General features: G+C 67.6%; 20 protein-coding genes and 1 tRNA gene. 18 read left to right on the forward strand and 3 right to left on the reverse strand.

The annotated features are described in order from the left end of the window. The first annotated feature begins 54 nt into the window (after positions 1-54). From ACIGKQ_RS12910 to ACIGKQ_RS12935, 6 genes are all read left to right on the forward strand, one after another. Positions 55-684 carry a PadR family transcriptional regulator gene (locus tag ACIGKQ_RS12910; protein ID WP_396573930.1) on the forward strand — a complete coding sequence of 210 codons (630 nt, stop codon included), beginning with the start codon at positions 55-57 and terminating at the stop codon, positions 682-684. Beyond that, entirely contained in the window at positions 681-2,204 is a 1,524-nt protein-coding gene (locus ACIGKQ_RS12915) for an MFS transporter (protein ID WP_396573932.1), read from the forward strand. The genes ACIGKQ_RS12910 and ACIGKQ_RS12915 overlap by 4 nt, the downstream gene beginning before the upstream one ends. Positions 2,205-2,424: 220 nt before the next feature. Continuing rightward, a complete protein-coding gene (locus tag ACIGKQ_RS12920) occupies positions 2,425-3,570 on the forward strand; it encodes a metallophosphoesterase (RefSeq protein ID WP_308191707.1) in 1,146 nt (381 codons plus the stop codon). Then, the gene (locus tag ACIGKQ_RS12925; protein ID WP_396573934.1) at positions 3,567-6,179 is read left to right on the forward strand and encodes an AAA family ATPase; all 2,613 of its coding nucleotides are present in this window, start codon (positions 3,567-3,569) and stop codon (positions 6,177-6,179) included. Before ACIGKQ_RS12920 ends, ACIGKQ_RS12925 begins: the two co-directional genes overlap by 4 nt. 80 nt (positions 6,180-6,259) lie before the next feature. Beyond that, a tRNA-Arg gene (locus tag ACIGKQ_RS12930) sits at positions 6,260-6,332 on the forward strand. A gap of 191 nt (positions 6,333-6,523) precedes the next feature. Next, positions 6,524-7,174 carry a hypothetical protein gene (locus tag ACIGKQ_RS12935; RefSeq protein WP_266062079.1) on the forward strand — a complete coding sequence of 217 codons (651 nt, stop codon included), beginning with the start codon at positions 6,524-6,526 and terminating at the stop codon, positions 7,172-7,174. Positions 7,175-7,192: 18 nt separating this feature from the next. Here the strand turns inward: ACIGKQ_RS12935 and ACIGKQ_RS12940 are convergent, their stop codons facing one another. Next, positions 7,193-8,059 carry a DUF305 domain-containing protein gene (locus tag ACIGKQ_RS12940; RefSeq protein ID WP_372475006.1) on the reverse strand — a complete coding sequence of 289 codons (867 nt, stop codon included), beginning with the start codon at positions 8,057-8,059 and terminating at the stop codon, positions 7,193-7,195. A 14-nt stretch (positions 8,060-8,073) separates the two neighbouring features. Continuing rightward, positions 8,074-8,928, reverse strand: coding sequence for a DUF3105 domain-containing protein (locus tag ACIGKQ_RS12945; protein ID WP_396573936.1), 855 nt, complete (start codon positions 8,926-8,928; stop codon positions 8,074-8,076). 179 nt (positions 8,929-9,107) lie between these two features. On the opposite strand from ACIGKQ_RS12945, the gene argS reads away from it, so the two are divergent. The 6 genes from argS to rho all read left to right on the forward strand — a co-directional run bounded on the left by argS (position 9,108) and on the right by rho (position 17,975). After that, positions 9,108-10,760 carry an arginine--tRNA ligase gene (argS, locus tag ACIGKQ_RS12950; RefSeq protein WP_396573938.1) on the forward strand — a complete coding sequence of 551 codons (1,653 nt, stop codon included), beginning with the start codon at positions 9,108-9,110 and terminating at the stop codon, positions 10,758-10,760. After that, positions 10,757-12,178, forward strand: a complete 1,422-nt coding sequence (gene lysA / locus ACIGKQ_RS12955) for a diaminopimelate decarboxylase (protein WP_266062083.1) — start codon at positions 10,757-10,759, stop codon at positions 12,176-12,178. Before argS ends, lysA begins: the two co-directional genes overlap by 4 nt. Further along, positions 12,175-13,485, forward strand: a complete 1,311-nt coding sequence (locus ACIGKQ_RS12960) for a homoserine dehydrogenase (protein WP_328714077.1) — start codon at positions 12,175-12,177, stop codon at positions 13,483-13,485. The genes lysA and ACIGKQ_RS12960 overlap by 4 nt, the downstream gene beginning before the upstream one ends. Continuing rightward, positions 13,478-14,557, forward strand: a complete 1,080-nt coding sequence (gene thrC / locus ACIGKQ_RS12965; protein WP_235723791.1) for a threonine synthase — start codon at positions 13,478-13,480, stop codon at positions 14,555-14,557. Before ACIGKQ_RS12960 ends, thrC begins: the two co-directional genes overlap by 8 nt. After that, on the forward strand, positions 14,538-15,539 hold the full coding sequence (gene thrB, locus ACIGKQ_RS12970; protein WP_396573941.1) for a homoserine kinase: 1,002 nt from the start codon (positions 14,538-14,540) through the stop codon (positions 15,537-15,539). Before thrC ends, thrB begins: the two co-directional genes overlap by 20 nt. 423 nt (positions 15,540-15,962) lie before the next feature. Further along, positions 15,963-17,975 (forward strand): transcription termination factor Rho, encoded by a 2,013-nt coding sequence (rho, locus tag ACIGKQ_RS12975; RefSeq protein ID WP_396573943.1) that lies wholly within the window; start codon positions 15,963-15,965, stop codon positions 17,973-17,975. Positions 17,976-18,059: 84 nt separating this feature from the next. Here the strand turns inward: rho and ACIGKQ_RS12980 are convergent, their stop codons facing one another. Next, positions 18,060-19,316 carry a sulfite reductase flavoprotein subunit alpha gene (locus ACIGKQ_RS12980; protein ID WP_396573945.1) on the reverse strand — a complete coding sequence of 419 codons (1,257 nt, stop codon included), beginning with the start codon at positions 19,314-19,316 and terminating at the stop codon, positions 18,060-18,062. Positions 19,317-19,553: 237 nt separating this feature from the next. Between ACIGKQ_RS12980 and rpmE the strand changes: the two genes are divergently transcribed. The 6 genes from rpmE to ACIGKQ_RS13010 all read left to right on the forward strand — a co-directional run bounded on the left by rpmE (position 19,554) and on the right by ACIGKQ_RS13010 (position 25,074). After that, the gene (gene rpmE / locus ACIGKQ_RS12985) at positions 19,554-19,781 is read left to right on the forward strand and encodes a 50S ribosomal protein L31 (RefSeq protein ID WP_007624933.1); all 228 of its coding nucleotides are present in this window, start codon (positions 19,554-19,556) and stop codon (positions 19,779-19,781) included. A gap of 120 nt (positions 19,782-19,901) precedes the next feature. Next, positions 19,902-20,978, forward strand: coding sequence for a peptide chain release factor 1 (gene prfA / locus ACIGKQ_RS12990; RefSeq protein ID WP_396573948.1), 1,077 nt, complete (start codon positions 19,902-19,904; stop codon positions 20,976-20,978). 4 nt (positions 20,979-20,982) lie between these two features. Further along, the gene (gene prmC / locus ACIGKQ_RS12995) at positions 20,983-21,912 is read left to right on the forward strand and encodes a peptide chain release factor N(5)-glutamine methyltransferase (protein ID WP_396573950.1); all 930 of its coding nucleotides are present in this window, start codon (positions 20,983-20,985) and stop codon (positions 21,910-21,912) included. Then, positions 21,909-22,565: an L-threonylcarbamoyladenylate synthase gene (locus tag ACIGKQ_RS13000; protein WP_235723785.1), complete on the forward strand. Its 657-nt coding sequence runs from the start codon at positions 21,909-21,911 to the stop codon at positions 22,563-22,565. The genes prmC and ACIGKQ_RS13000 overlap by 4 nt, the downstream gene beginning before the upstream one ends. Positions 22,566-22,568: 3 nt before the next feature. Continuing rightward, the gene (glyA, locus tag ACIGKQ_RS13005; protein WP_396573953.1) at positions 22,569-23,786 is read left to right on the forward strand and encodes a serine hydroxymethyltransferase; all 1,218 of its coding nucleotides are present in this window, start codon (positions 22,569-22,571) and stop codon (positions 23,784-23,786) included. A 76-nt stretch (positions 23,787-23,862) separates the two neighbouring features. After that, on the forward strand, positions 23,863-25,074 hold the full coding sequence (locus ACIGKQ_RS13010) for an MraY family glycosyltransferase (RefSeq protein ID WP_396573979.1): 1,212 nt from the start codon (positions 23,863-23,865) through the stop codon (positions 25,072-25,074). Positions 25,075-25,309 lie beyond the last annotated feature (235 nt).

Here is a 25,309-nt window from a genome sequence, read left to right on the forward strand (position 1 = left end):
ACGGTATATTCCATCTGGAATATTTGACTTCGGATAGCGAGCGAGGGTCAGCGCATGTCGGCGAACGGGATGTTGCCGCCCCTGGCGGTACTCGTGCTCGGGCTGGTGGCCGAGCGGCCGATGCATCCCTATGAGATGTTTCAGACCACGATCGAGCGGCGCGAAGACCGCCTCGTGAAATTCCGGCCCGGCACGCTCTATCACACGGTCGACCGATTGTCCGACAAAGAGCTGATCGAGGTTCACGACGTCGAGCGGGAGGGCAATCGCCCCGAGCGAACGATCTATCGCATCACCGCCACCGGCCGCGCCGCCTTGGCGCGCAGCCTCGAGCAGCTGCTCGAAGGGCATCCGACGGAGTATCCACAGTTGTATCTGGCGCTCTCGGAGGCCCATGGACTGCCGCGGTCGCGTGTCATCGAGCTGCTCACCACGCGGCTGACGCAGATGTGCGCCGAACTCGAGAACCTGCGCGTGAGCGCCGCCGAGGCCGCCGACAGCGGCAAGGCGGAGATGTTCTATCTCGACATCGGCTGTCGCATCACGACATTGAGTGCGCAGATCGACTGGCTCCGTGGCCTGCTCGAACGTTTGACAAACCACTCCATCGCCTGGCTCGACGACCCGGACTTCCGGGCCGTCGCCGCCTCCACCGCACCGCACGAGAAGGACGCCGACGCATGACCTCTCCATCAACCCCCGCCGTGCCGCTGACCACCCGGCCCTGGGCGGCCATGCTGGCGCTGTGTGTCGGCTTCTTCATGATCCTCGTGGACATGACGATCGTCGCCGTGGCGCAGCCGCAGATCCAGACCGCACTCGACACCGACGTGAACGGCATCGTGTGGGTCACCAGCGCCTACCTGCTCACCTACGCGGTCCCGCTGCTGATCACCGGCCGTCTCGGCGACAAGTACGGGCCGAAACGCGTCTACCAGATCGGCTTGCTGGTATTCACGATCGCGAGCGTCTGGTGCGGATTCTCCGACACCATCGGTGAACTCGTTGCCGCCCGAGCCCTCCAGGGTGTCGGCGCCGCCTTGATCACCCCGCAGACGATGGCGCTGATCACCCGCATCTTCCCGCCGGAGAAGCGTGGTGCGGCCATGGGCGTCTGGGGCACCGTCGCCGGCGTCGCGACGCTGGTGGGGCCGCTGCTCGGCGGCATTCTGACCGACGGATTGGGCTGGGAGTGGATCTTTTTCGTCAACCTGCCGGTCGGCGTCGTCGGCCTGGTGTTGGCCGCTGTGCTCGTGCCCGACGTGGGAACGCACGACCATCAATTCGACTGGCTCGGTGTGGCCTTGTCGGCAGTGGGTATGTTCGCGCTCGTCTTCGGAATTCAGGACGGCGAGAAGTACGGCTGGAACGCCTTGATCTGGTCACTGATCATCAGCGGCGTGGTCCTCATGGCTCTGTTCGTGTGGTGGCAATCGCGGATCAAGGGCGAACCGTTGGTGCCGCTGTCGCTTTTCGCCGACCGCAACTTCTCCCTGGCCAACATCGGGATCGCGTCGATGGGCTTCGCGATCTCCGGTCTGATGATCCCCACGATGTTCTTCTTGCAGCTCGTCGGGGGCATGTCACCCACCCGGGCTGCGGTGATGATGGTGCCGATGGCGTTGCTGACCGGTGCACTCGCGCCGATCGTCGGTCGGGTCCTCGACCGGGTGCACCCACGTACGATCATCGCCTCTGCGTTGCTGCTGAACGCCGTTGCGGTCGGCTGGCTCGGCGTGATCGCCCGTCCGGAAACCCCGGTGTGGCTGCTGATCATCCCGATGTGTCTGATGGGCGTCGCGTCGGCCGGGATCTGGGCGCCGTTGGCAGCCACGGCGACCCGCAACCTGCCGTGGCATCAGGCCGGCGCCGGCGCCGGCGTGTACAACACCACGCGGATGATCGGTTCGGTGCTCGGCAGCGCCGCGGTGGGCGCGCTGATGCAGACGCGTCTGGCCACTCTGCTCCCGGGAGTCGACACCGAACACCACAGCGCCGGCGGCCAGCTACCCGACGCGGTCCGGGACGGCTTCGCCACCGCCATGGGTCAGTCGCTCTACCTGCCCGCGGCAGTGTTGTTGATCGGCGTGGCAGCGGCCCTGTTCTTCGTCAAACCTCGTCATCAGGCCGGTGTGCCCGCGCCTGGTGGGCAAGGTGCGCAGGCCGGCGACAGCGCGGCGGCCGGGCCCGTCGCAACGGCCTGATCCGCGCGGCACCGCACCAGATCACGGCTTCGCCTCCCACAGTGTGTCGGTCCACGCTCGTAGGATGCGGCTCGAGAGTGGGAGGTGAGACATGACCGTGCCGTTGTTCGACCTGCCGGGGTTCGATCCCGACCAGACACAGCCGAACCGGTCCCGGCCAGCGGCGGCGGGCGCAGGCCGGCTCGAGTCGCCGGGATCGGTGGCCGGGTCCGCGCACGAGGTGACCTTCCTGCACACGGCCGATTGGCAGTTGGGGATGACGCGGCGCCACCTCGATGCCGACGCCGCGCATGCCTACACCGCCGCTCGCCACGAGGCCGTCGAACGCATCGGCACACTCGCCGCCGAGGTGGACGCCGAGTTCGTGGTGGTGTCCGGGGATGTCTTCGAAGACCATCGGGTGTCGTCGAAGATCATCCGCCGCACCCTCGACGCTCTCGGCGCCTACGGAATCCCCGTATACCTGTTGCCGGGCAACCATGATCCCTTCGACGCGGCGGGGATCTATCGTTCCCGGACCTTTGCGCAGGCGTGCCCGGACAACGTCACGGTGCTTTCGGGTGCAGGTGTGCATCAGGTGCGCGCGGGTGTCGAGCTGATCGCTGCGCCCTGGTCGCACAAGCAGCCGGGAACCGATCTGGTGGCCGCCCAGGTAGCACGTCTCGCGCCTGCCGACGCCATCCGGGTGATGGTGGGGCACGGCGGTGTCGACGCGTTGACCCCGGGCGGCGACGAGGCGCTCATCGGGCTCGCCGCGGTGGAGGCCGCGGTCGACGGTGGCCTGCTCGACTATGTCGCTCTGGGCGATCGGCACTCGGTCACCTCGGTGGGGACCACCGGACGGGTGTGGTACCCGGGTGCACACGAGGTCACCAACTTCGATCACATCGAGCAGGAGCCCGGCCATGTCCTCGCGGTCACCCTGCGCCGTTCCGGTTCGTCGCGCGATGTCGACGTGGTTCCGCATCGGGTGGGGCAGTGGTCATTTCGGACGGTGTCGGCCGACATCGCCGGACTCGCCGACATCGAGGCGTTGCGCCGGCGACTCGACGACATCGACGACAAACCGAGGGTGGTGCTCGGTTTGCGGCTCGTCGGGTCGGTGTCGGTCACGGAGGGGGCAGCGCTCGACGAGTTGCTCGAGGAGGCCGCCGACCGATTCGCCTCGGTCACCCGGCCGGACGGCGCGGAAGATCTCGTGGTGGTCGCCGACGATGGTGACCTAGCCGACCTCGGGGTCGGGGGCTACGTCCGGGAGGCCGCCGAGGAGCTGTTCGACCGCAGCGGATCCACCGACCTCGACGAGGCGCGCAACGCGCGCGATGCGCTGGCCCTGTTGCATCGCCTCACCGGGAGGATTCGATGAGGCTCCATCGGATGCGTCTGCACGAGTACCGGGGTGTCGCCGACCGGGACATCCGGTTCGCCGAACGCGGGGTGACCGTCGTCGAGGGCGCCAACGAGGCGGGCAAATCCTCGATGATCGAGGCTCTTGAGTTGCTGCTCGACGTCCGTGCCGAGAGCAAAGCGGCGAAGGTCCGTGCGATCATGCCGGCCGGCCGTGAGGTGGGTACCGAGGTCGAGGTCGAGATATCCTGCGGCCCTTGGCACTTCACCTACTCGAAGCGGTTCAATCGGCAGCCGGCGACGAATCTGAGCATCCATCGGACGCGGCCAGAACAGCTCACCGGGCGCGACGCGCACGAACGCGTACTGGAGATCCTGGGCGGACACGCCGATCTCACGCTGTTCCGCGCTCTTCGGTTGTTGCAGGCCGATGACGCGGCCGGTCGTCCGATGGGCGACAGTGCCGCTCTCGCCCGTGCTCTGGATCGGGCTTCGGAGTCCGACGGTGACACAGCGGATTCCGCGTCGGCGGAGGTTGCCGAACAGGCCCTCATCGACGCCGCCGAGGCCGAGTACCGTCGCTACCGGACCTTGGGTCAGGGCCGGCCCACTGGCGAACTCGCCGCCGCGATGCGGACCGCCGACGAGCTCGACAAGCGTTGCCGGACACTTGCCGACGCCCGAGACGCGGTCGACGCCGATGCGCAGCGCCTTCGCAGCCTCCTCGATCGCCGGTCCGAACTCGCGCGCACCCGGGAGTTGCGTGAGGTCGAGCGCGACGAACTCGCGATCAGCTGGACCGAAATCGAGCGTCTACAGACCGAGCAGGCGGCGGCCGACGCCGAGGTGCGGCATCTGCTCACGGCCAGTCAGCTGGCGCAGCGCGATGTCGTCGATCGGGAGCGGGTCGCGGCGCAGATCGCCGCAGCGACGGCCGATGCCGAACGGCTGGGAGCCGGGATCGCCGACCACGATGCACGGGCGCAACGCGCTGAGACCTCGGCGCGACACCTCGAGGACGAGTTGCATGCCGTCCGCGAACGCTGGCAGATGGTCCAGACCGCGTTGTCGGCGGCGCAGTCCGCGCAGCGCGTTCGAGAACAACGTCGCGAACTGCGCGATCTCGATGAACGGCTCGTTGAACTCGATCGCATCGCCGCCGAGTCGTCGACTCTCGACGAGTCGCTGCGGGCCAACACCGTCGATGCGTCCGCGGTCCACACCGCGGTCGACCTGGCGCGGCGTCGTGCGGTGGCTCAGGCGCGGCTGGAAGCGGTCGCGGCGCGCTTCACCGTCGAACCGACCGGTGCGAGCACTGTCACCGTGGATGGTGAGGCCGTGGCCGACACCGCCGATCGGGTGGCCGTGACCGACGCGGTCATAGAGGTCGCCGGAGTGGTCACGGTCACGGTCCGCCCCGGTGCCGACACCGCCGCTCCGGCACAAGAACTCGCAACGGTAGACCATGAGATAGCGGCGTTCTGTGCCACCCACGGGCTCGCCGGCCTCGACGACCATGCGGATCGGGCGCGAGAGCGCGCGAACCTGGTGGAGCGGCGGGCGAGTTCGCAACGACGGGCACGCGAACTCATCGGTGACCGAAGCCACCGTGCCATGGTCGAACGACGTGACGAGCTGCGCACCATCATTGAGACGGAGTCGGCAGGCGCCGACGTTGACCCCGATGACATCGCGTCGCTCGCGGGGACCGAGCGTGAGCTCTCCGAACTGGTGATGTCGGCGGAACGTGCGGTCACACAGCAGCATTCGGCCGCACGGGAGGCCCGCACCGAGGGGCGTATGGCTCGGGAGGAGCGCGAGCGACTGGCTGGCCGCATGGTCGAGCTGGAAGGACGCCGCGCCGAGATGCTCGCGCAACTCAGCGACGATGATGCGCGACGAACGGTGCAGGCCGCGGCCACGCGGCTCGGTGAGGCACGTGACCGGCTCGGTCGACTCGAGACCGAGCTCGCGCGTCTCGACGTCGCCGAGATCGAGTTACGGCGGGAGCGGGTGACCGCCGACCTCGCCGCGATTGCGCGCGAACATGCCGACCTCGAACGCTCCGCCACCGAACTCCGCGCGCGGATCGAGCTCTACCGTGACGAGTCGCGCCTCGACCTGCTCCAGGACGCGACGGCAGAACTCGAGAGTGCCATCGCAGCCCGGGACCGCGTACAGCGGCGTGCCGACGCGGCCGAGCTGCTGTACCGGACGCTCCTGGACAAACGTCAGCAGACACGCACCCGCTACGCCGACCCCTTCGCCCGGCGCCTGGCGGAGCTGGGTGCCCACGTATTCGGAGCGGGAGTGAGTTTCGATGTCGACGACAACCTGGAAGTGGTGTCGCGCACCGTCGATGGCCTCACCATCGCGCACGAGGCATTGTCCGGCGGGGCGCGCGAACAGTTGGCACTGCTCACCCGGCTGGCCTGCGCCACGCTCGTCGACGAGGCCGACGGAGTGCCGGTGCTCCTCGACGACGCACTCGGCTACAGCGATCCGCACCGGATCGCGGCCATGGGAGAGGTGCTCACCGCGGCCGGGCGCGACGCGCAGGTCATCGTGCTGACATGCAGCCCCGACCGATACCGAGGTGTCGACGAGGCCGAGATCGTCGCCGTGTGACGATCGAGGCCCCTCGCGACGCGCCGCCCCGGTTTTGGGATCACCCCGCCGGGTGCGCTACGCTAGCCCTCGCCCGATGAGCCCCCGTAGCTCAGGGGATAGAGCGTCTGCCTCCGGAGCAGAAGGCCATAGGTTCGAATCCTATCGGGGGCACTGTCACATCCCTGCCGACCTCCGGTCGGTGTGCGCCCACTGTGGTTTGAAAGATTTTTGCGCGGGCGCACTGTCACATCCCTGCCGACCTCCGGTCGGTGTGCGATGCACCTGCACGATGCCAATCAATCTTCGATGAACGTTGCCCGGTTTGCCGCGCCGAATCGGGGTCCGCACCGCAAGATTCACCTATGACTACACAAGCCGCCGCTACCGGACCGGATCGGTACTTCGCGGCCACCGTCGACAAGCAGTGCTGGGGATTCATGATCGGATCCGCATTGTTCGCGCTCGGGTCGGCACCCGGGTTCGTTGCATGGGCGGGTTCGTCAGCCGCAAATGTGAGTTTCTTCGTGGGTGCCTGGTTCTTCACCGGTGCTGCGCTGATCCAACTGGTGCTCAGTGGCGACGCCACCACCGAGGTATCCGGGCGAAAACACATTCGCACCGAATGGCTTTCGTCGGCAACGCAGTTCGGTGGAACCCTGTTGTTCAACGTGAGCACCGCAGCGGCTCTGCACGCGGACACCGTCGTGCAGGAGAGGCGGCAGGTCTGGACGCCGGACGCTGCGGGATCGGTCGCCTTCTTGGTGAGCGGGGTGCTCGCGGTGCTGGTGTTCGCCCACGCGGTGCGGATCTGGGCGCCGGGACGACGAGAGTGGTGGGCGGTGCAGATCAACCTGCTCGGCTGCATCGCCTTCGGGGTCTCCGCGGTCGGCGCATACGTGGATTCCACCGGGGTGGTGATCAGCCAGTCGGTCGCCAACACCGGGACGTTCGTCGGGGCGGTGTGCTTCTGGCTGTCCGCCGCCCTGACGCTTCCGCGCTGGGACCAGGATTGACCGTCGGTCACGTCCGATTCAGTTCATCGGCAGGGGCTGTGCGCCACGTTCGCCGATCATCGCGGTGAGGATCGCGATCTCCTTGGTCTGAGTGCGCTGCATGCCGGCGGCGAGGGCACGAACGTAGTCCTCGGAGACCTGGTCGGGGTCGGTCGCGTACTCCATCATCTCGATCCCGCCCTCGTGATGGCGCAGCATGAGCTGCAAGAAGTAGACGTCGGTGTCGGCGCCCTGTGTCGACCGCAAGCGGTCCATCTCGGCCGGGGTGGCCATCCCGGGCATCGGGGGTTCGGCGTATGGAACTGCGGGCATCGCATCCTCGGGCGCCATGCCTGCGCCGTCGTGCGCCGCGGAATGCTCGTCGGAGGTGCCGTGCTCGTGCCCGTCGGAGGTGCCGTGGTCGTGCGGGGTGCCCGACGACGCCGCCGAGTCGCTCATCTCGTGACCCATCCACGCCATCGGGCTGCTCGGGTTGATCAGAGGTTGACCCCACCTCGTCAGCCACGACTGCATCTGCCCGATCTCGTTGCTCTGCGTGGTCAGGATGTCGAAGGCCATGCTGCGGACCTGCGGGTCGGTACCGTTCTCGAGTTCGATCGCCGCCATCTCGACTCCCTGCTCATGGTGGCGGATCATGTCCTGGGCGAACCCGACCGCAGCGGAATCGGTCGCGGGCGCCGCGTCGGACTCCGCGTCGTCGCTGTGCAGCATGGACGCGATAAGCAGGCCCAGCCCCATCCCCACGAGGAGCACAGCCACCGTGGCCAGGGTGCTCAGCAACATCCTGCGTGATGCGGCAGCTGATTCCGGATCGGGTGCCCGGTCCTCGCGGTCGGTTCCGTGGGCATCGTGCGCCCCGTCGTTCATACCGTCACCGTCGGTCATACCGTCACCGTCGGTCATGGCGTACCCGTTGCGTCGGTCGGCGCCTGTGCGCCGGTGCCCATGTCCTGACCGGCGCCCGACGTCGCGCCGGTCCCGTCCATCTGCACTGCGTCAGGGCCGGGTTGGCCCTCGTCGGCAGCCGGCGGGTCGCTCGGGTCGAAGGCCCCCGGGATGGCGGCACAGGCGGCCTGCGTCTCGGGGAACGCCGCGGCGGCCGGATTCTCTGAGTAGACGCCGGGCGTGGTGTTGCGTCGCAAGGCGGTGATGAACTGGTCGACGCGCGGATCGTCGGCGGTATCGAGCTTCAGCTGATGTCCCCAGCTCTGCAGTGAGATCGCCTGGTCCAGGCCCGGATACGGCGACATGAACAGGAACTGTTCACCACTGACCTTCTTCGTCAGCACGTCGAGGTCCGCGTCGCTGATCGTGTCCGGGTTGTAGGCGATCCACACCGCGCCGTGCTCGAGCGCATGTACGGCGTTCTCCGAGCGCAATGCGTCCGGGTACACGATGCCGGTGCAGGTGGCCCAGACCTCGTCGTGCGGGCCGCCGAATGGCGGCGACTGGTCGTAGGCCACGCGCTGGTCGGCCCGCACGTGCTGAGCGGCCTGGTAATAGATCTTGGTGACGCCATCGATCGCGTCGGACGGGTCCGGGTTCTGCGCCGATGGCACGAACTCCGCAACCGTCTGCGGTTTGAGTTCTTGGGCTTCCTGCTGGTCGCGGAACTTCGGCAGCAGGTACCAGATCAGACCACCGATCAGCGCGAGCACCAGCACGATGGCCCCGACGATCATCCAGTCGATGCCGCGCCGGGCACCCGATCCTCGGCCGGCCTTGGGGACGTTGGCTCCCGGGGTGCGCGCCATAGCTCTCTTTCACCGATCTCATTCGCCGCCGAACGTCGATCTCCCCGCGGCGGCGGGGAGATCGGCACAGCGACGGCCAGTCTACGCAACGTCGGAAATGCCGGTTTTCGCCCACGCGCACGCCGGGCAGGCGGAGGCGATTATCCCTGCGGGGACATGGGCCAATAGGATGATGTTCCGTGACTCCCGCCGACCTCGCTGCGCTGCTGCGCACGGTGACCGTGACCGTCGTCCGCGACCGCGGGCTCGATGATGCGGCCGTGCCCGAATCCGTCGTGGTCGAGCGGCCGCGCCACGCTGACCACGGCGATTATGCGACCAACATCGCGCTGCGGCTCGGCAAGAAGCTCGGTGTGGCACCGCGCGACCTCGCCGGCTGGCTGGCCGACGCGTTCGCCGCTACCGACGGCATCGCGAAAGCCGAGGTCGCCGGGCCGGGCTTTGTGAACATCTGGCTGGCGGCAGCCGCGCAGAATTCCGTGGTCGCCTCGGTGTTGGACAGTGCCGCGGGCTACGGCCGCGGCGACGATCTCGCCGGACGACGCATCAACCTCGAGTTCGTGTCGGCCAATCCGACCGGGCCCATCCATCTGGGCGGCACCCGGTGGGCGGCTGTCGGCGACGCCCTCGGCAGAGTACTCGCGGCACGCGGTGCCGCGGTCACCCGCGAGTACTACTTCAACGATCACGGCACGCAGATCGATCGCTTCGCCCGTTCACTGGAGGCGTCGGCACGTGGGGAGGCCACCCCGGAGGACGGCTATGCCGGCGACTACATCGCCGAGATCGCGGCCCATGTTCTCGCGCAGGTGCCTGATGTGCTCGACCAGCCCGATGCGCAGCGGCTCGAGACGTTCCGGTCCGTCGGGGTCGAGTCGATGTTCGACCACATCAAGACCAGCCTGCACGACTTCGGCACCGACTTCGACGTCTACACCCACGAGAACAAGATGTTCACGTCCGGGCTGGTCGACGAGTGTATCGGCGAGTTGAAGGCCAACGGCAACCTCTACGAGGCCGACGGCGCCTGGTGGCTGCGGTCCAGCGACTTCGGCGACGACAAAGACCGCGTGGTCATCAAGAGCGACGGCGACGCCGCCTATATCGCCGGTGACATCGCGTACTACAAGGACAAGCGCAACCGCGGCTTCGACCTCTGCATCTACATGCTCGGCGCCGATCATCACGGCTACATCAGCCGATTGAAGGCCGCAGCGGCGGCGCTCGGTGACGACCCGGCGAGCGTCGAGGTGCTCATCGGCCAGATGGTCAATCTGGTCCGCGACGGCACACCGGTGCGCATGAGCAAGCGGGCGGGCACCGTCATCACCCTCGACGACCTCGTCGACGCGGTGGGAACCGACGCCGCACGATATGCGCTGATCCGCTCGTCGGTCGACGTCAACATCGACATCGACCTCGACTTGCTGCGCAAGCAGTCCAACGACAATCCGGTGTACTACGTGCAATACGCACACGCCCGGTTGTCGGCGTTGTCGCGCAACGCCGCCGATCTGGGGTTGACGATGTCGACCTCGCATCTGGATCTGCTCGACGACCCCGCCGAAGGCGACCTGATCCGCACCATCGGCGACTTCGACGAGGTGGTGGCGAGCGCCGCGGAACTGCGTGAACCACATCGGATCTGTCGGTACCTGGAGAGTCTCGCCGGCGCCTATCACCGGTTCTACGCCCGGTGCCGTGTGCTCCCGCAGGGCGACGAACCCGCCGCCGACATCCACGCCGCGCGGCTGGCGTTGTGCGATGCGACCCGTCAGGTGATCGCCAACGGGCTCGACCTGGTCGGCGTCAGCGCACCGGAGCGGATGTGAACGCGCACCCCGCCGGACCCCGGCATGCCGAGATGTTGGCCGCACCGCATCTCGCCGAGCGGCCCAACGACCCCGCCGAACTCGCGACGATCCCGGCGCACGTGTGGCCGCGCAACGCTGTGCGTCGCGACACCGGTGAGGTCGAAATCGCCGGAGTCGGCGTGGCGGAACTCGCCGACACCTACGGCACTCCGCTGTTCATCGTCGACGAGGCGGACTTCCGATCCCGCTGCGCCGACATGCTCGCGGCGTTCGGCCCCTACGGCCGCGTGCACTACGCGTCGAAAGCCTTCCTGAGTACCCAGATCGCCCGGTGGGTGGACGAGGAGGGGCTGTCGCTGGACGTGTGCACCGGCGGTGAGTTGGCCATCGCCCGGCACGCCGGTTTCCCGCCGGAGCGAATCGCCCTGCACGGCAACAACAAGAGCGTCGAGGAACTGGCGCTGGCACTCGACATGGGAGTCGGGCACATCGTTCTCGATTCGATGGTCGAGATCGAGCGGCTCGACGAGCTCGCCGGTGCGCGCGGGGTGGTCGCCGATGTACTCGTCCGGGTCACCGTGGGTGTGGAGGCGCACACCCACGAGTTCATCTCGACCGCGCACGACGACCAGAAATTCGGGTTTGCGCTTGCCGGGGGAGTGGCGATGGCGGCCGTGCGCCGGGTCTTCGCCACCGACAACCTGCGCCTGGTGGGTCTGCACAGCCACATCGGCTCGCAGATCTTCGACATGGACGGCTTCGAGGTCGCTGCCCACCGCGTCTTGGGCCTGCTCAAAGACGTCGTCGCCGAATTCGGTGTCGACAAGACGTCCCAGCTGTCGATCGTCGATCTCGGTGGCGGACTGGGTATCTCGTATCTCCCGGAAGACGACCCGCTGCCGATCGGTGACGTCGCGGAGACTCTCGCGGACATCGTGCGGCGCGAGTCGGCCGCTGTCGGCCTCCCGATGCCCACCCTCGCCGTGGAGCCGGGTCGCGCGATCGCCGGTCCCGGGACGGTCACCCTGTACCGCGTGGGCACGGTCAAGGATGTGACGGTCGGCAAGAACCTCACCCGCCGATACGTCTCCGTCGACGGTGGCATGAGTGACAACATCAGGACCGGGCTGTATCAGGCCGAATACGACATTCGCCTGGTGTCGCGGGTCTCCGAGGCGCCCGCAGTGGTCAGTCGAGTGGTCGGTAAACACTGCGAGAGCGGCGATATCGTGATCAAGGACTGTTGGCTGCCGGGCGATGTCGGTCCGGGCGACCTCGTCGCCGTCGCCGCAACCGGGGCGTACTGCTATTCGATGTCGAGCCGCTACAACATGGTGTTGCGTCCCGCAGTGACCTCGGTGCGCGCCGGATCGGCCCGAATGATGTTGCGCCGTGAGACCATCGACGACTTCCTCGCCTTGGAGGTGACCGAATGAACCCGACCCCAGATCGCACCATCGGCGTGGCCGTGCTCGGCATGGGAAATGTAGGTGCCGAAGTGGTGCGCATCATCGCCGACAATGCCGATGATCTGCGATCCCGCGTGGGTGCGCCGGTGGAGTTGCGCGGCGTGGCGGTGCGCGACCTGAGCAAACCCCGCAAGGTCGCCCAGGAGCTGCTGACCGACGATCCGGACGCGCTGGTGGCCCGCGACGACGTGGACATCGTGGTGGAACTCATGGGCGGGATCGACCCGGCCCGCGGTCTCATCCGTACGGCACTGGAGCACGGCAAGTCGGTGGTCACCGCGAACAAGGCGCTGTTGGCCGAGTACACCGGCGAACTCGCCACCGCGGCAGCCGATGCGAAGGTGGATCTGTACTTCGAGGCAGCCGTCGCCGGCGCGATCCCGGTGGTGCGCCCGCTGATGCAGTCGCTGGCCGGTGACACCGTCGAACGGGTGGCCGGAATCGTGAACGGCACCACCAACTTCATCCTCAGTGCGATGGACGAGACGGGCGCCGACTACGCCGACACCCTGGCCGAGGCCGGCCGACTCGGATACGCGGAGGCCGACCCGACGGCCGACGTGGAGGGCTACGATGCCGCCGCCAAGGCGGCCATCCTCGCGTCCATCGCCTTCCATACCCGGGTCACCGCGGCCGACGTGCACCGCGAGGGCATCACCTCGGTCTCCGCGGCCGACCTGGTCGCGGCCAAGAAGTTCGATTGCACGGTCAAGCTGCTGTCGATCTGTGAGCGCGTCCACGACGCGGACGGGCGGCAGCGGATCTCGGCGCGCGTGTATCCGGCACTGATCCCGCTGACCCACCCGTTGGCCACCGTCAACGGTGCGTTCAACGCGGTTGTGGTGGAAGCCGAGAACGCCGGACGATTGATGTTCTACGGTCAGGGCGCCGGTGGCGCACCCACCGCGTCGGCGGTGTTGGGCGACATGGTGATGGCGGCTCGCAACAAGGTGCACGGTGGCCGCGGTCCGCTGGAGTCGACGTACGCGTCGCTCCCGATCGCGCCGGTCGACGATGTACCGACGCGCTACTACATCTCGATGAAGGTGGCTGACCGGGCCGGCGTGCTGGCGCAGGTCGCCGGTGAGTTCACCAAGCGTTCCGTCTCGATCGCCGCGGTCCGGCAGGAGGGTGCGGGCGACGACGCGCGGCTGATCCTGGTGACCCACCGCGCGCCCGACCGAGCGCAGTCGGAATGCGTTGCCGCACTCGAAGACATGGATGCAGTGCTCAAAGTGTCGAGCGTTCTGCGATTGGAAGGAACCGATGACTGACGTGACCCCGGTGCACCGGCAGTGGCCCGGATTGATCGAGGCCTACCGTGATCGACTCCCGGTCGGTGACGACTGGCGCGTCGTCACCCTGCTGGAGGGTGGGACGCCGCTCATCGCCGCGCCGCACCTGTCGGAGATCACCGACTGCGAGGTGTACCTCAAGGTCGAGGGGCTCAACCCGACCGGGTCGTTCAAAGACCGCGGGATGACCATGGCCGTCAGTACCGCGGTCAACAACGGCAAGACCGCCGTGTTGTGCGCATCGACCGGCAACACCTCGGCGTCGGCTGCCGCATACGCCACGCGGGCCGGGATCACCTGCGCGGTTCTGATCCCCGAGGGCAAGATCGCGATGGGCAAGCTTGCGCAGGCCGTCATGCACGGTGCCAAGATCATCCAGGTCCAGGGCAACTTCGACGACTGCCTGGAGCTCGCACGTAAGGCGACCGCGGAGTTCGGCGAGATCGAACTGGTCAATTCGGTCAACCCGTCCCGGATCGAGGGGCAGAAGACCGCCGCGTTCGAGATCGTCGACGTGCTCGGTCGCGCTCCCGACGTCCACGCGCTTCCGGTGGGCAATGCGGGCAACATCACCGCGTACTGGAAGGGCTACACCGAGTACCACCGCGACGGTGTGAGTGGGTCGGTACCGCGCATGCTGGGTGTGCAGGCCGCCGGGGCCGCGCCGTTGGTCGATGGTGCACCGGTCAAGGAGCCGGAGACCATCGCCACCGCCATCCGGATCGGTTCGCCGGCGAGCTGGAACCAGGCGGTCGCCGCCAAGGAGGAATCCTCCGGACAGTTCCGGGCCGCCACCGACGAGAAGCTGCTCGAGGCCTATCGTCTCATCGCCGGGCGCGAGGGTGTGTTCGTGGAGCCGGCATCGGCGGCCGGTGTCGCCGGTCTGCTCGCCGCACGCGCCGACGGCTGGGTCGCGGCCGGCTCGACGGTGGTCTGCACGGTGACCGGTAACGGTCTCAAGGATCCGGACACCGCGCTGTCCGGGATGCCGGAAGTGGAGGCGATCCCCGTGGACCCGGTGGCCGTGGCCGATGCGCTCGGTGTCCGCTGAGTCCCCGGGTGTGGACACCGCGATGACCGATGAGACGGCCGTCAGTGACGCCAGAGTGCTGATCCCCGAAGGAATTTCGGTGCGCGTGCGGGTTCCCGCGTCGAGCGCGAACCTGGGGCCGGGATTCGACTGCCTGGGCGTGGCGCTGGGGATCTACGACGAACTGATCGTGGAGACGACCGCATCCGGGGTCGAGGTCGAGGTGATCGGCGAAGCCGCCCTGGAGGTCCCGCGTGACGCCTCACATCTGGTGGCGCGCGCCATCTTCCGCGGCCTCGATGCGGCAGGTGCGGTGGCCGGTGGGTTGAAGCTGCGGTGTGTCAACGCGATTCCGCATTCACGCGGATTGGGGTCCTCGGCGGCCGCGGCCGTCTCCGGTCTCGCCGCGGCCTCGGGCCTGTTGGAAGGTGCGGGGGTGCGTGACGCCTTCGACGCCGACGAGATGGTGCAGCTGTCCTCGGAATTCGAAGGACACCCGGACAATGCGGCCGCAAGTGTGCTCGGTTCGGCCGTGGTGACCTGGATCGAACATGGGGCCCACCAGAACCGCTACCGCGCACGACGACTGGTGGTGCACCCGGACATCACTGCGACGGTGTTCGTGCCCGATACCGAGTCGTCGACCTCGGTGACGCGTGGCCTGCTGCCGGAATCGGTGCCGCGACGCGATGCGGTGTTCAACGTCAGCCGTGCGGCGTTGGCCGTGGTGGCGCTCACCTCCGATCCCACGGCATTGTTCGCCGCCACCGAGGATCGACTGCATCAGGACTACCGGGCCGACGCGATGGCCCCCACCGCCGGCCTCGTTGCGCAACTGCGCACACGTGGCCTGGCTGCGACCGTCTCCGGCGCTGGGCCCACCGTGCTCGTGTTGTCGGCCGGACCGGTTCCCGCAGACGCGCGCGACATCGCGCTTGCTTCCGGATACGTACCGTCGACGGTGGCCATCGCCGGGGGAGTCGAGATCACGCGGCCATCCTGAGGCCCTACATCCGATGCGTGTCCGATCCGACGCGCGTCCGATGCGGTTGTGCCGACAGGGACGACTCGGGTCGTCGCGCATGAGCGAGCTGTGGGGCATCGGGAAGAATTGGAACCGTCGGTATGTTGCCCGTATCATCCGGACGAGTTACGATGAACGGGTCTAGCCGCGCAGGCTTGTCTTGCCGTGCTCCTCTCCGATCTACGATCCAGGCTGCTGGCCCGGTGCCGGTCGCATGATCTTCTGTCAGGAGTCGCCGAGCACGTCCATCGGACACACCGGAGCGGACCACATTTCTTCTGACCGTCTTCTGAGGAGAATCCCAGGGACATCTCCGACGGGGACGAAGCCCGCCGAATGCGGCGGGGTGACAAAGGAACCCCGGCGAGCCCACGCTCTGCTCGGGGGAACGAAAGGACATCCGTGACGGAAACGGACCTGATCACCGCACCAGCATCCTCGAACAGCGAGGATTCCTCGCCTGCGGTGAGTTCGACCACACGTGGCTCCTCGACCCGCGCCCGTAGTGGGCTGTCCGGGATGGTGCTCACAGAGCTACGTGCACTCGCCGGTGAACTCGGCATCAAGGGCACCTCCGGTATGCGCAAGGGCGACCTGATCGCCGCCATCAAGGAACGTCAGGCCTCCTCCGGCGCAGCCCAGAAGGGTGAGTCGGCTCAGTTGAGCCTCGCCGAGGAAGAGTCGGCGCCGGCCAAGGGGCGGGGACGTCGTCCCAAGGCGGAGGCGCCGACCAGCACCGAGTCCGACTCCGACCAGGTCGCGGTGAAGGACGGCGAGACCCCGGCGCGGGGTCGTCGACGCGCTCGCGCTGCAGCCGAGGAATCGGGTAGCGAGGCCACCGCCGACACGGCGGCGGGCAATGGGGAGGTCGCCGCGAAGTCGACCGACGCCGAGTCGAAGCGACCCAAGGACGCCGAGGCCGCACCCACCGCAGGCGCTGACGAATCCGGTGATGACCAGCGTAATCGCGGGCGCAACCGCAATCAGAACAGCCCCAACCGGAACCAGAACCGGGACTCTCAGGGCGGCCGCGACAACAACCAGCGCGACAACAACAACCAGCGCGACAACAACAACCAGCGCGACAACCGGGACGGCCAGGGCAACCAGGGTGGTCAGAACAACCGGGATCAGCGCAACAACCGCGACGACGACGGTGACGGAGACGGCAGCGGCCGCGGCCGGCGGGGACGCCGGTTCCGGGAACGTCGCCGCGGGCGTGACCGTGACTCGTCGGGCGGTGCGGAACCCCAGGTCTCCGAGGACGATGTGCTGCAGCCCGTCGCCGGCATCCTCGACGTGCTCGACAACTACGCATTCGTGCGTACTTCGGGCTATCTCGCGGGTGCGAACGACGTGTACGTATCGATGAACATGGTCCGGAAGAACGGCCTGCGCCGGGGTGACGCCATCACCGGTGCGGTCAAGGTGCCCCGCGAGGGCGAGCAGCCCAACCAGCGCCAGAAGTTCAACCCGCTCGTCCGGTTGGACTCGGTGAACGGCACCGACATCGACACCGCGAAGAAGCGCCCCGAGTTCGGCAAACTGACGCCGCTGTACCCCAATCAGCGGCTGCGGCTGGAGACCACCCCCGAGCGGCTCGACACCCGGGTCATCGACCTGATAATGCCCATCGGCAAGGGACAACGTGCGCTGATCGTGTCGCCGCCGAAGGCAGGCAAGACGACGATTCTGCAGGACGTCGCGAACGCGATCACCATCAACAACCCGGAATGCCATCTGATGGTGGTGCTCGTCGACGAGCGTCCCGAAGAGGTCACCGACATGCAGCGCTCGGTGAAGGGCGAGGTCATCGCGTCGACGTTCGACCGTCCGCCGTCAGATCACACGTCGGTCGCCGAACTCGCGATCGAGCGTGCCAAGCGGCTGGTGGAGAACGGCAAAGACGTGGTGGTGCTGCTCGACTCGATCACCCGACTCGGGCGTGCCTACAACAACGCATCCCCGGCATCGGGTCGCATCCTCTCCGGCGGTGTCGACTCGACCGCGCTCTATCCGCCGAAGCGGTTCCTCGGCGCGGCACGCAACATCGAGCACGGCGGTTCGCTGACGATCATCGCGACGGCGATGGTCGAGACCGGCTCCACGGGCGACACGGTCATCTTCGAGGAATTCAAGGGAACCGGCAATGCCGAGTTGAAGCTCGATCGTAAGATCGCCGAACGCCGAGTCTTCCCCGCGGTCGACGTGAACCCGTCCGGTACTCGCAAGGACGAACTCCTGCTGTCGCCGGAGGAGTTCCAGATCGTGCACAAGCTGCGCCGTGTGCTGTCGGGTCTGGACTCCCAGCAGGCCATCGACCTGCTGATCAGCCAGCTGAAGAAGACCAAGTCGAACGTGGAGTTCCTGATGCAGGTCCAGAAGACCGCGCCGGGAGCGATGAACGACGACTAGTCCCACCCGATCGGCGCGACGGATCACCACAGCTGCCGGTTGACGCGATCGAAGCGTCAACCGGCAGCTGTGTCGTCTAGCCCGTCAGTAGACGTCGCGCACGTAGCGCTTGGTGCGCCGCAGTTCGTCCACGACCTCGTGGGCTGCGGTCGTCGACAGCCCGCCGTGCTCGGCGATGATGTCGAGCAACGCGGTATCGACATCGCGGGCCATCCGGGTCGCGTCTCCACAGACGTATATGTGCGCCCCTTCCGACAGCCACGCATAGAGCGCCGCGCCCTGTTCCCGCATCCGGTCCTGAACGTAGATCTTGTGCTCCTGATCACGGGAGAAAGCCAGGTCGACACGGCTCAGCAGGCCGTCGGCGACGAAGCCCTCGATCTCGTCGGCGTAGATGTGATCGTGTTCGCGGTGTCTGTCGCCGAAGAACAGCCAGTTGCCGCCGCTGGCCCTGCGGGCCGCACGTTCGTGCAGGAATGCGCGGAACGGCGCGATACCGGTGCCCGGGCCGATCATGATGGCCTTGATGTCATCGGGTGGCAGACGGAAGGCGCGGTTGGCCGTAACGAACACGTCGACCTCGGTGCCCGCCGGTCGGCGGTCGGCGACGAAGGTCGAGCATGTGCCGCCGCGGCGTCGGTCGGCTCCGTCATGACGCACAGTGGCCATCGTCAGGTGGACGGTCGAGCCATGTACCAGCGGACTCGACGAGATCGAGTACTGCCGGTGCACGAGTGGACGCAATTGGGCGATCAGTTCCTCGGGGGCGATGACCACCGAGCGGTCGACCTCGAGCAGATCGAGGACGTCTTTGCCGGCCAGCCAGGTATCGCGGGCATCCCGGGCGACGACGTCGTCGGCGACAAGGCTGTTCAGCTCGGGGTTGCCGGTCCGGCACGCGATCAGTCGCAGCAGATCTTCCGGCGCGGTGCAGACCTCGTATCCATGGGTCAGCGCTTCGCAGAGCGCTCGGGTGGTGCGGCGATCGGCGACGGGGGTGTCGGGTGCGACGCCCAACCGATCGATGATCCGGGCGACCACGTCCGGATCGTTCACCGGCCAGACGTTGATGCCATCACCGGGCTGATACTCGATCCCGCTGTCACCGAGCGAGAGCACGATGTGGCGAACCTCCTTGTCCGAACCCGGACCGGACAGCACGGTGTTCGCCACCACCGTCGCCCGATAGGGGTTCTTCCTCGACCACTTCGACCTCACACGCGTCGGTACGTGGCGGGAGCTCGATTCGCGCAGCACCGGGGGAGAAGAACTGTCGAGCGGCATGGGATCCTCGCGGGTCGGCCCGTTTGTCGCGGGCGGTGTGCGATGCCCGGAAGGCATCGTGAGTTAGGTATGCCTAAGCACGGTAGTTCATATGGCGTGCGGGAATGAACGCGGAGGGGGTCGCGTTGGTGCCGAAGGATCGCGCGATGACCGCGTGGATCGGCAGTGGTGTTGGGTCCGGAACGGATTTCTTCGCTGCGGGATCCGCGTGGCATACTGAGCGGTCGAGTCCGGTTCCGGTTCACACCGTCGATCCCCGACGGTGACCCGGCGACCACAGAAAGGGACAACCAGATGAAGCAGGGAATCCATCCCGAGTACGCGACGACCACAGTCGTCTGCGGTTGCGGCAACACCTTCGAGACCCGCAGCACCGCGGACAACGGACGTATCAACGTCGAGGTCTGCTCGCAGTGCCACCCGTTCTACACCGGTAAGCAGAAGATCCTCGACACCGGCGGCCGTGTTGCCCGCTTCGAGAAGCGCTACGGCAAGCGGACCAAGAACGCCGACGCCAAGTAGCTGTACCGACGACGCCCACCGCGCGCGTGCGATGCACGCCGGGTGGGCGTCGTTGTCATTTCGGCGATCGATGTCGCCGTTTCTCGATTCAGATTCGATCTCAGGGAGAAGTGAGGTCCCGTGACCACGCAGAGTCCGTCGGCGATCGACGACATCCTCGCCGAACATGCGGGCCTGGAGGCGCAACTCGCCGACCCGTCATTGCATGACGATCCCACCGCTGCCCGCCGGGTCGGGAAACGGTTCGCCGAGCTCGCGCCGATCATGGCGACCTATCGTCGGCTCGAGGCGGCCCGCGACGACCTCACCGCCGCGCGGGAACTCGCCGCCGACGACGCCTCCTTCGCCGAGGAGCTGCCGGCGCTGGAGGCGAGCGTCGCCGAGCTGGACGCCACGCTCACCGACCTGCTCGCCCCCCGCGACCCGCATGACGGGGACGACGTGGTGCTCGAGATCAAGTCGGGCGCAGGTGGTGAGGAGTCGGCGCTGTTCGCCTCCGACCTGGCACGGATGTATCTCAAGTACTGCGAGCGACGGGGCTACAAGGTGCAGGTTCTCGGGGTCACCGAGAGTGATCTGGGTGGTTACAAAGAGGCGACCATCTCCATCAAGGCCAAAGTGCAGCTGCGCGACGGAGTCTGGTCTCGTCTGAAGTTCGAGGGTGGCGTGCACCGCGTCCAGCGGGTCCCGGTCACCGAGTCCCAGGGACGAATCCACACCTCGGCCGCAGGTGTGCTCATCTACCCTGAGCCCGAGGAGGTCGAACAGATCCAGATCGACGAGAACGATCTGCGCGTCGACGTCTACCGGTCTTCTGGTAAAGGCGGCCAGGGAGTCAACACCACCGACTCCGCGGTCCGGCTCACCCATCTGCCGACCGGCATCGTGGTGACCTGTCAGAACGAGCGGTCCCAGCTGCAGAACAAGGCGCGTGCGATGCAGGTGCTCGCCGCTCGGCTGCAGCTCGCCGCCGAAGAGGAGGCCGAGGCCGCCGCTGCCGAGGGCCGCGCCGCGCAGATCCGGACGGTGGACCGTTCCGAGCGCATCCGCACCTACAACTTTCCGGAGAACCGCATCTCCGATCACCGGATCGGTTACAAGGCCAACAATCTCGATGCGGTACTCGGAGGCGACATGGATGCGTTGCTCGATGCGCTGATCGCCGCCGACCGTCAGGCGCGGCTCGAAGCCGAGTGAGTCGATGAGTCAACCGGATGGTGGGTCGGTCGGCGCTCGCCCGGTGGCGGCCGAACTCCGATGGGCGGCACAGCGTCTGGCCGAAGCCGGGGTGGACAGCCCCCGCGCCGACGCCGAGTGGTTGCTGTGCGATGCCCTGGGGTGTGACCGCGGGCGCCTGCTGCTCGTCGATGCCGTGTCCGACAACGCCCGGACCCGATTCCACCACGCCGTTGCGCAGCGCGCGGAGCGAATCCCGTTGCAGCACATCACTGGTACTGCAGCATTCGGGCCTGTCGATCTCTCCGTGGGGCCGGGCGTCTTCACTCCGCGGCCAGAAACCGAGTTCCTGGCCGATTGGGCGGCCCGCGCGCTGGCGGACACCGCCGGGACGCAACTGGTGGACCTGTGCAGCGGTAGCGGTGCGCTGGCGATAGCGGTGGCGACGCTGGTGCCGAGTGTGCGGGTGACCGCCGTCGAGTATTCGCCACGCGCGCTGCACTGGTTGCGGCGCAACGTCGATGCGGCCGCCGCCGACGTCGCCGCGCGGATCTCGGTGTGCTGCGCCGATGTCACAGATGCCGAACAGATGGGCGAGCTCATCGGCCCGGCCGGCGTCGACGTCGTGGTGGCCAATCCGCCCTATGTCCCGGACGGTCACACGATCGCGCCGGAGGTGGCCCACGATCCACCCGAGGCGGTCTTCGCCGGACCCGACGGCATGACGGTGATCGATCCGATGGTGCCGATCGTTGCCGATCTGCTGCGACCCGGCGGATATGTCGGGATCGAGCATGACGACACCACATCGGTGTCGGTGCTGACCGCGCTGGAGTCGACCGGGCAGTTCGTCGATGTGCGCGCACATGCCGACCTCGCCGGTCGTCTGCGCTTCGCCACGGGACGGCGGGCCGACGGTCGCACCCCGCAGGCCCGTGGGAAGATGGCCGGGTGAGCACGGTATTCGATTGCGGTGAACCGGACACCAGGGCGGCGGGCATCCGTGCGGCCGTCGGCGCGGCGAAAGCCGGTCGGCTGGTGGTGCTGCCGACCGACACCCTCTACGGGATCGGTTGCGATGCATTCGACTCCGACGCGGTCGCGTCGCTGCTGGCTGCCAAGGGGCGTGGGCGCGACATGCCGGTCCCGGTTCTGGTCGGATCGTGGCACACGATCGACGGCCTGGTGCTGTCGGTGTCGACCGCCGCGCGTGACCTCGTGGAGGCATTCTGGCCGGGTGGCCTGAGTCTGGTGGTGGCGCAGGCGCCGTCGCTGGCCTGGGACCTCGGCGACACCGACGGCACGGTGATGCTCCGGATGCCGCTGCATCCGGTGGCGATCGACCTGCTCCGCGAGGTCGGCCCGATGGCCGTGTCGAGTGCCAACGTCTCCGGGCGTTCACCGGCCACCACGGCCGACGAGGCGCGCGAGCAACTCGGCGAGGCCGTATCGATCTACCTCGACGGCGGGCCGGCGGCCGCGGCGCAGGCATCGACCATCGTCGACCTTTCCGGCGCCACCCCGCGGATTCTGCGGGAGGGTGCAGTGCCCACACAGGCCATCGCCGAGGTGCTCGACCTCGACGCCGATGTGCTGACCGCGCACTGATCCATGGCGGGTTCGCTCTCCGATCCGCAGGTCGCGGATCTGCTGGAACGTGAGACCCGGCGTCGCGATTCGACGCTGCAGCTGCTCGCCGGGGAGACGCCGGCGAGTCCCGCGGTGCGCGCGGCGCTCACCTCCGACCTCGGCGCCAAGTATGCCGAGGGGTACCCGGGTGCGCGGTATCACGGCGGGTGTTCGGTCGCCGATGAGGTGGAGAACCTTGCCATCGAACGCGCAGCAGCACTGTTCGGAGCCGACTACGTCAACGTCCAGCCGCTGTCGGGGAGTATTGCCGGACTGTCGGTGTACGCCGCCTTCGCGCAGCCGGGCGATCCGATTCTGGCACTCGGGTTGCGCCACGGTGGTCATCAGACGCACGGGTCCCGGGCCAACTTCTCCGGTCGCTGGTTTGCGCCGATCCACTACGGCGTGCGGCGCTCCGACGAACGGATCGACTACACCGAATTGCGTGACCTCGCGCTGCTGCACCGGCCGCGGATCATCGTCGCCGGCGCTTCCTCGCACTCGCGGTCGTTCGATTTTGCCCTGCTGCGCACCATCGCCGACGAGGCCGAGGCGATCCTGTGGGTGGACGCCGCGCATCTGGCGGGTCTGGTCGCCGGCGGGGTCGTGGATTCTCCGCTACCACACGCCGACGTCGTGACCCTGTCGACGCACAAGGTGCTGCAGGGTCCCCGGGGCGGCATGATCCTCGCCCGGGACGAGCACCGTGCGGTCCTGCAGAAGGCGGTGCATCCGTTCGTGCAGGGAGGTCCCTCGATGAACTCGATCGCCGCGAAGGCGGTGTGTCTGCGCGAGTCGGGCGGCGAGGGCTTCGCGCAGTACGCCGCGGCGACGGTGACCTCCGCGCAGCGACTCGGCGAGGCACTGACCGCCGCGGGACTGCGCGTCGTCAGCGGCGGCACGGACCTGCACCTCGCCGTTGTCGACGTGTCGGAACGGGGACTCACTGGCATCGAGGCCCAACACAGACTGGCCTCGGCCGGGATCGTGGTGGACCGGGCGGTCCTGCCATTCGACAGCAGGCCCGTGACCGAGGGGTCCGCGATCAGGTTCGGGACGCCGTGCGCCGTACTCGCGGGCCTCGGACCCGACGCGATGGGCGACGTGGCCGACTGGATGATGCGCGCACTGGCGGTGGACGTCGGGGCCACCCAACACGCCGACATCCGCCACGAAATCCAGCTTCGGCTCGGCGGGTAGCGTGAAGACGGTGTTCGATACCGTCGCCGGCCTCCCCGGACTGTCGCCGGGCGCCCCGGGGGTCGGCGTCCAGGTGATGGCTTCGTCGGTGGTCGACACCGGCGGTGCCGGTGTGCCGTTGCGCGAGCTGGCGCTCGTCGCGTTGACGGCAGCTGCGGTCACCTACCTGTTGACCTCGCTGGTGCGGGTGTTCGCGATCCGCGTGGGCGCCGTCGCGGTGCCGCGGGTCCGCGATGTCCACGTCATTCCCACGCCGCGGCTGGGTGGACTCGGGATGTTCGCCGGTGTCGTGGCGGCCATCGCGTTGGCCGCCAATCTTCCCGCGCTGACGCGTGGCTTCGCCTACACCAGCGACATGAGCGCGGTGATCGTCTCCGGCACGGTGATCGTGGTGGTCGGTGTCATAGACGACCGGTGGGGACTGGACGCTCTGACGAAATTCGCGGGCCAGCTCACCGCGGCCGGCGTACTCGTCATCATGGGCGTCAGCTGGTATCTGCTCTACGTCCCGTTCGCCGACATCGGCACCGTGGTCCTCGACCCGTTGCAGGCCGGCCTGCTCACCGTCGCCATCACGGTCGCGACCATCAACGCGGTCAACTTCATCGACGGTCTGGACGGCTTGGCCGCCGGCCTCGGACTCATCGCCGCGTCGGCCATCGCCATGTTCTCCTTGGGGCTGCTCAACGATCAGGGCGGAGATGTCAGCTATTACCCGCCCGCACTGATCTCGACGGTTCTGGCCGGTGCCTGCCTGGGTTTCCTGCCGCACAACTTCTCGCCGGCCAGAATCTTCATGGGCGATTCAGGGGCGATGCTCATCGGGTTGATGCTCGCGGCGGCGTCGACCAGCGCGTCGGGCCGCATCGCGATGAACGCCTACGGACCGGCCGACGTGTTCACTCTGCTCTCGCCGTTGATCCTGGTCGCAGCCGTCGTGTTCGTACCGATGCTCGACATGCTGATGGCGGTGGTACGCCGCACGCGTGCCGGGGTGGGCTTCTACACACCCGACAAGATGCATCTGCACCATCGACTGCTCGAACTAGGACATTCGCAGCGCCGGGTTGCGCTGATCATCTACCTCTGGGTCGGTGTGCTGGCGTTTTCCGCCGCAGCCAGTACGCTGTTCCCGATATCGGTTGTCGCGCCGATGTTCGGCGCAGGATTGATCGTCGCGTTGCTGGCGACCATGGCGCCGCGGCTGCATCGTCGGTATGCCGAGATCCGGACGCGCGGTCGTGCCGATCGTGCCGGGGCCGACGGTTCCGTCACGCCGCGAATCTGACCGCTCGCGTGATCGGAAGTACCCCTAGGTAAGGCTTTGGTAAAAAGCATGTACTATCGCCTGTAGTAGGTGGTTGCCGACGCGGCGCGCCACTTCCGGCCGACGAGCCGGCGTGTTCGCCGCCCGCATCGGCCGGCCCCTGCTCCGGACCGTGCATACCCCCCGGTGAGCACGGGCGCCGGTGTTGGTAGTGTCACAGAAAACCGTGAGCTTACGTCCGGTGACGAGGGTCGCC

This window comes from Gordonia sp. NPDC062954 (genome assembly GCF_044543825.1).
Lineage (GTDB): Bacteria > Actinomycetota > Actinomycetes > Mycobacteriales > Mycobacteriaceae > Gordonia > Gordonia tangerina.

Coding starts and splice junctions, on each gene's coding strand:
- ACIGKQ_RS12925 (WP_396573934.1), top strand. CDS start 3,567: ATGAGGCTCCATCGGATGCGTCTGCACGAGTACCGGGGTGTCGCCGAC.
- thrC (WP_235723791.1), top strand. CDS start 13,478: ATGACTGACGTGACCCCGGTGCACCGGCAGTGGCCCGGATTGATCGAG.
- ACIGKQ_RS12980 (WP_396573945.1), bottom strand. CDS start 19,316: ATGCCTTCCGGGCATCGCACACCGCCCGCGACAAACGGGCCGACCCGC.
- ACIGKQ_RS12945 (WP_396573936.1), bottom strand. CDS start 8,928: ATGGCGCGCACCCCGGGAGCCAACGTCCCCAAGGCCGGCCGAGGATCG.
- prmC (WP_396573950.1), top strand. CDS start 20,983: ATGAGTCAACCGGATGGTGGGTCGGTCGGCGCTCGCCCGGTGGCGGCC.
- rpmE (WP_007624933.1), top strand. CDS start 19,554: ATGAAGCAGGGAATCCATCCCGAGTACGCGACGACCACAGTCGTCTGC.
- ACIGKQ_RS12940 (WP_372475006.1), bottom strand. CDS start 8,059: ATGACCGACGGTGACGGTATGAACGACGGGGCGCACGATGCCCACGGA.
- ACIGKQ_RS12910 (WP_396573930.1), top strand. CDS start 55: ATGTCGGCGAACGGGATGTTGCCGCCCCTGGCGGTACTCGTGCTCGGG.
- ACIGKQ_RS12960 (WP_328714077.1), top strand. CDS start 12,175: ATGAACCCGACCCCAGATCGCACCATCGGCGTGGCCGTGCTCGGCATG.
- glyA (WP_396573953.1), top strand. CDS start 22,569: ATGGCGGGTTCGCTCTCCGATCCGCAGGTCGCGGATCTGCTGGAACGT.
- ACIGKQ_RS12915 (WP_396573932.1), top strand. CDS start 681: ATGACCTCTCCATCAACCCCCGCCGTGCCGCTGACCACCCGGCCCTGG.
- ACIGKQ_RS13010 (WP_396573979.1), top strand. CDS start 23,863: ATGGCTTCGTCGGTGGTCGACACCGGCGGTGCCGGTGTGCCGTTGCGC.
- ACIGKQ_RS12935 (WP_266062079.1), top strand. CDS start 6,524: ATGACTACACAAGCCGCCGCTACCGGACCGGATCGGTACTTCGCGGCC.
- thrB (WP_396573941.1), top strand. CDS start 14,538: ATGCGCTCGGTGTCCGCTGAGTCCCCGGGTGTGGACACCGCGATGACC.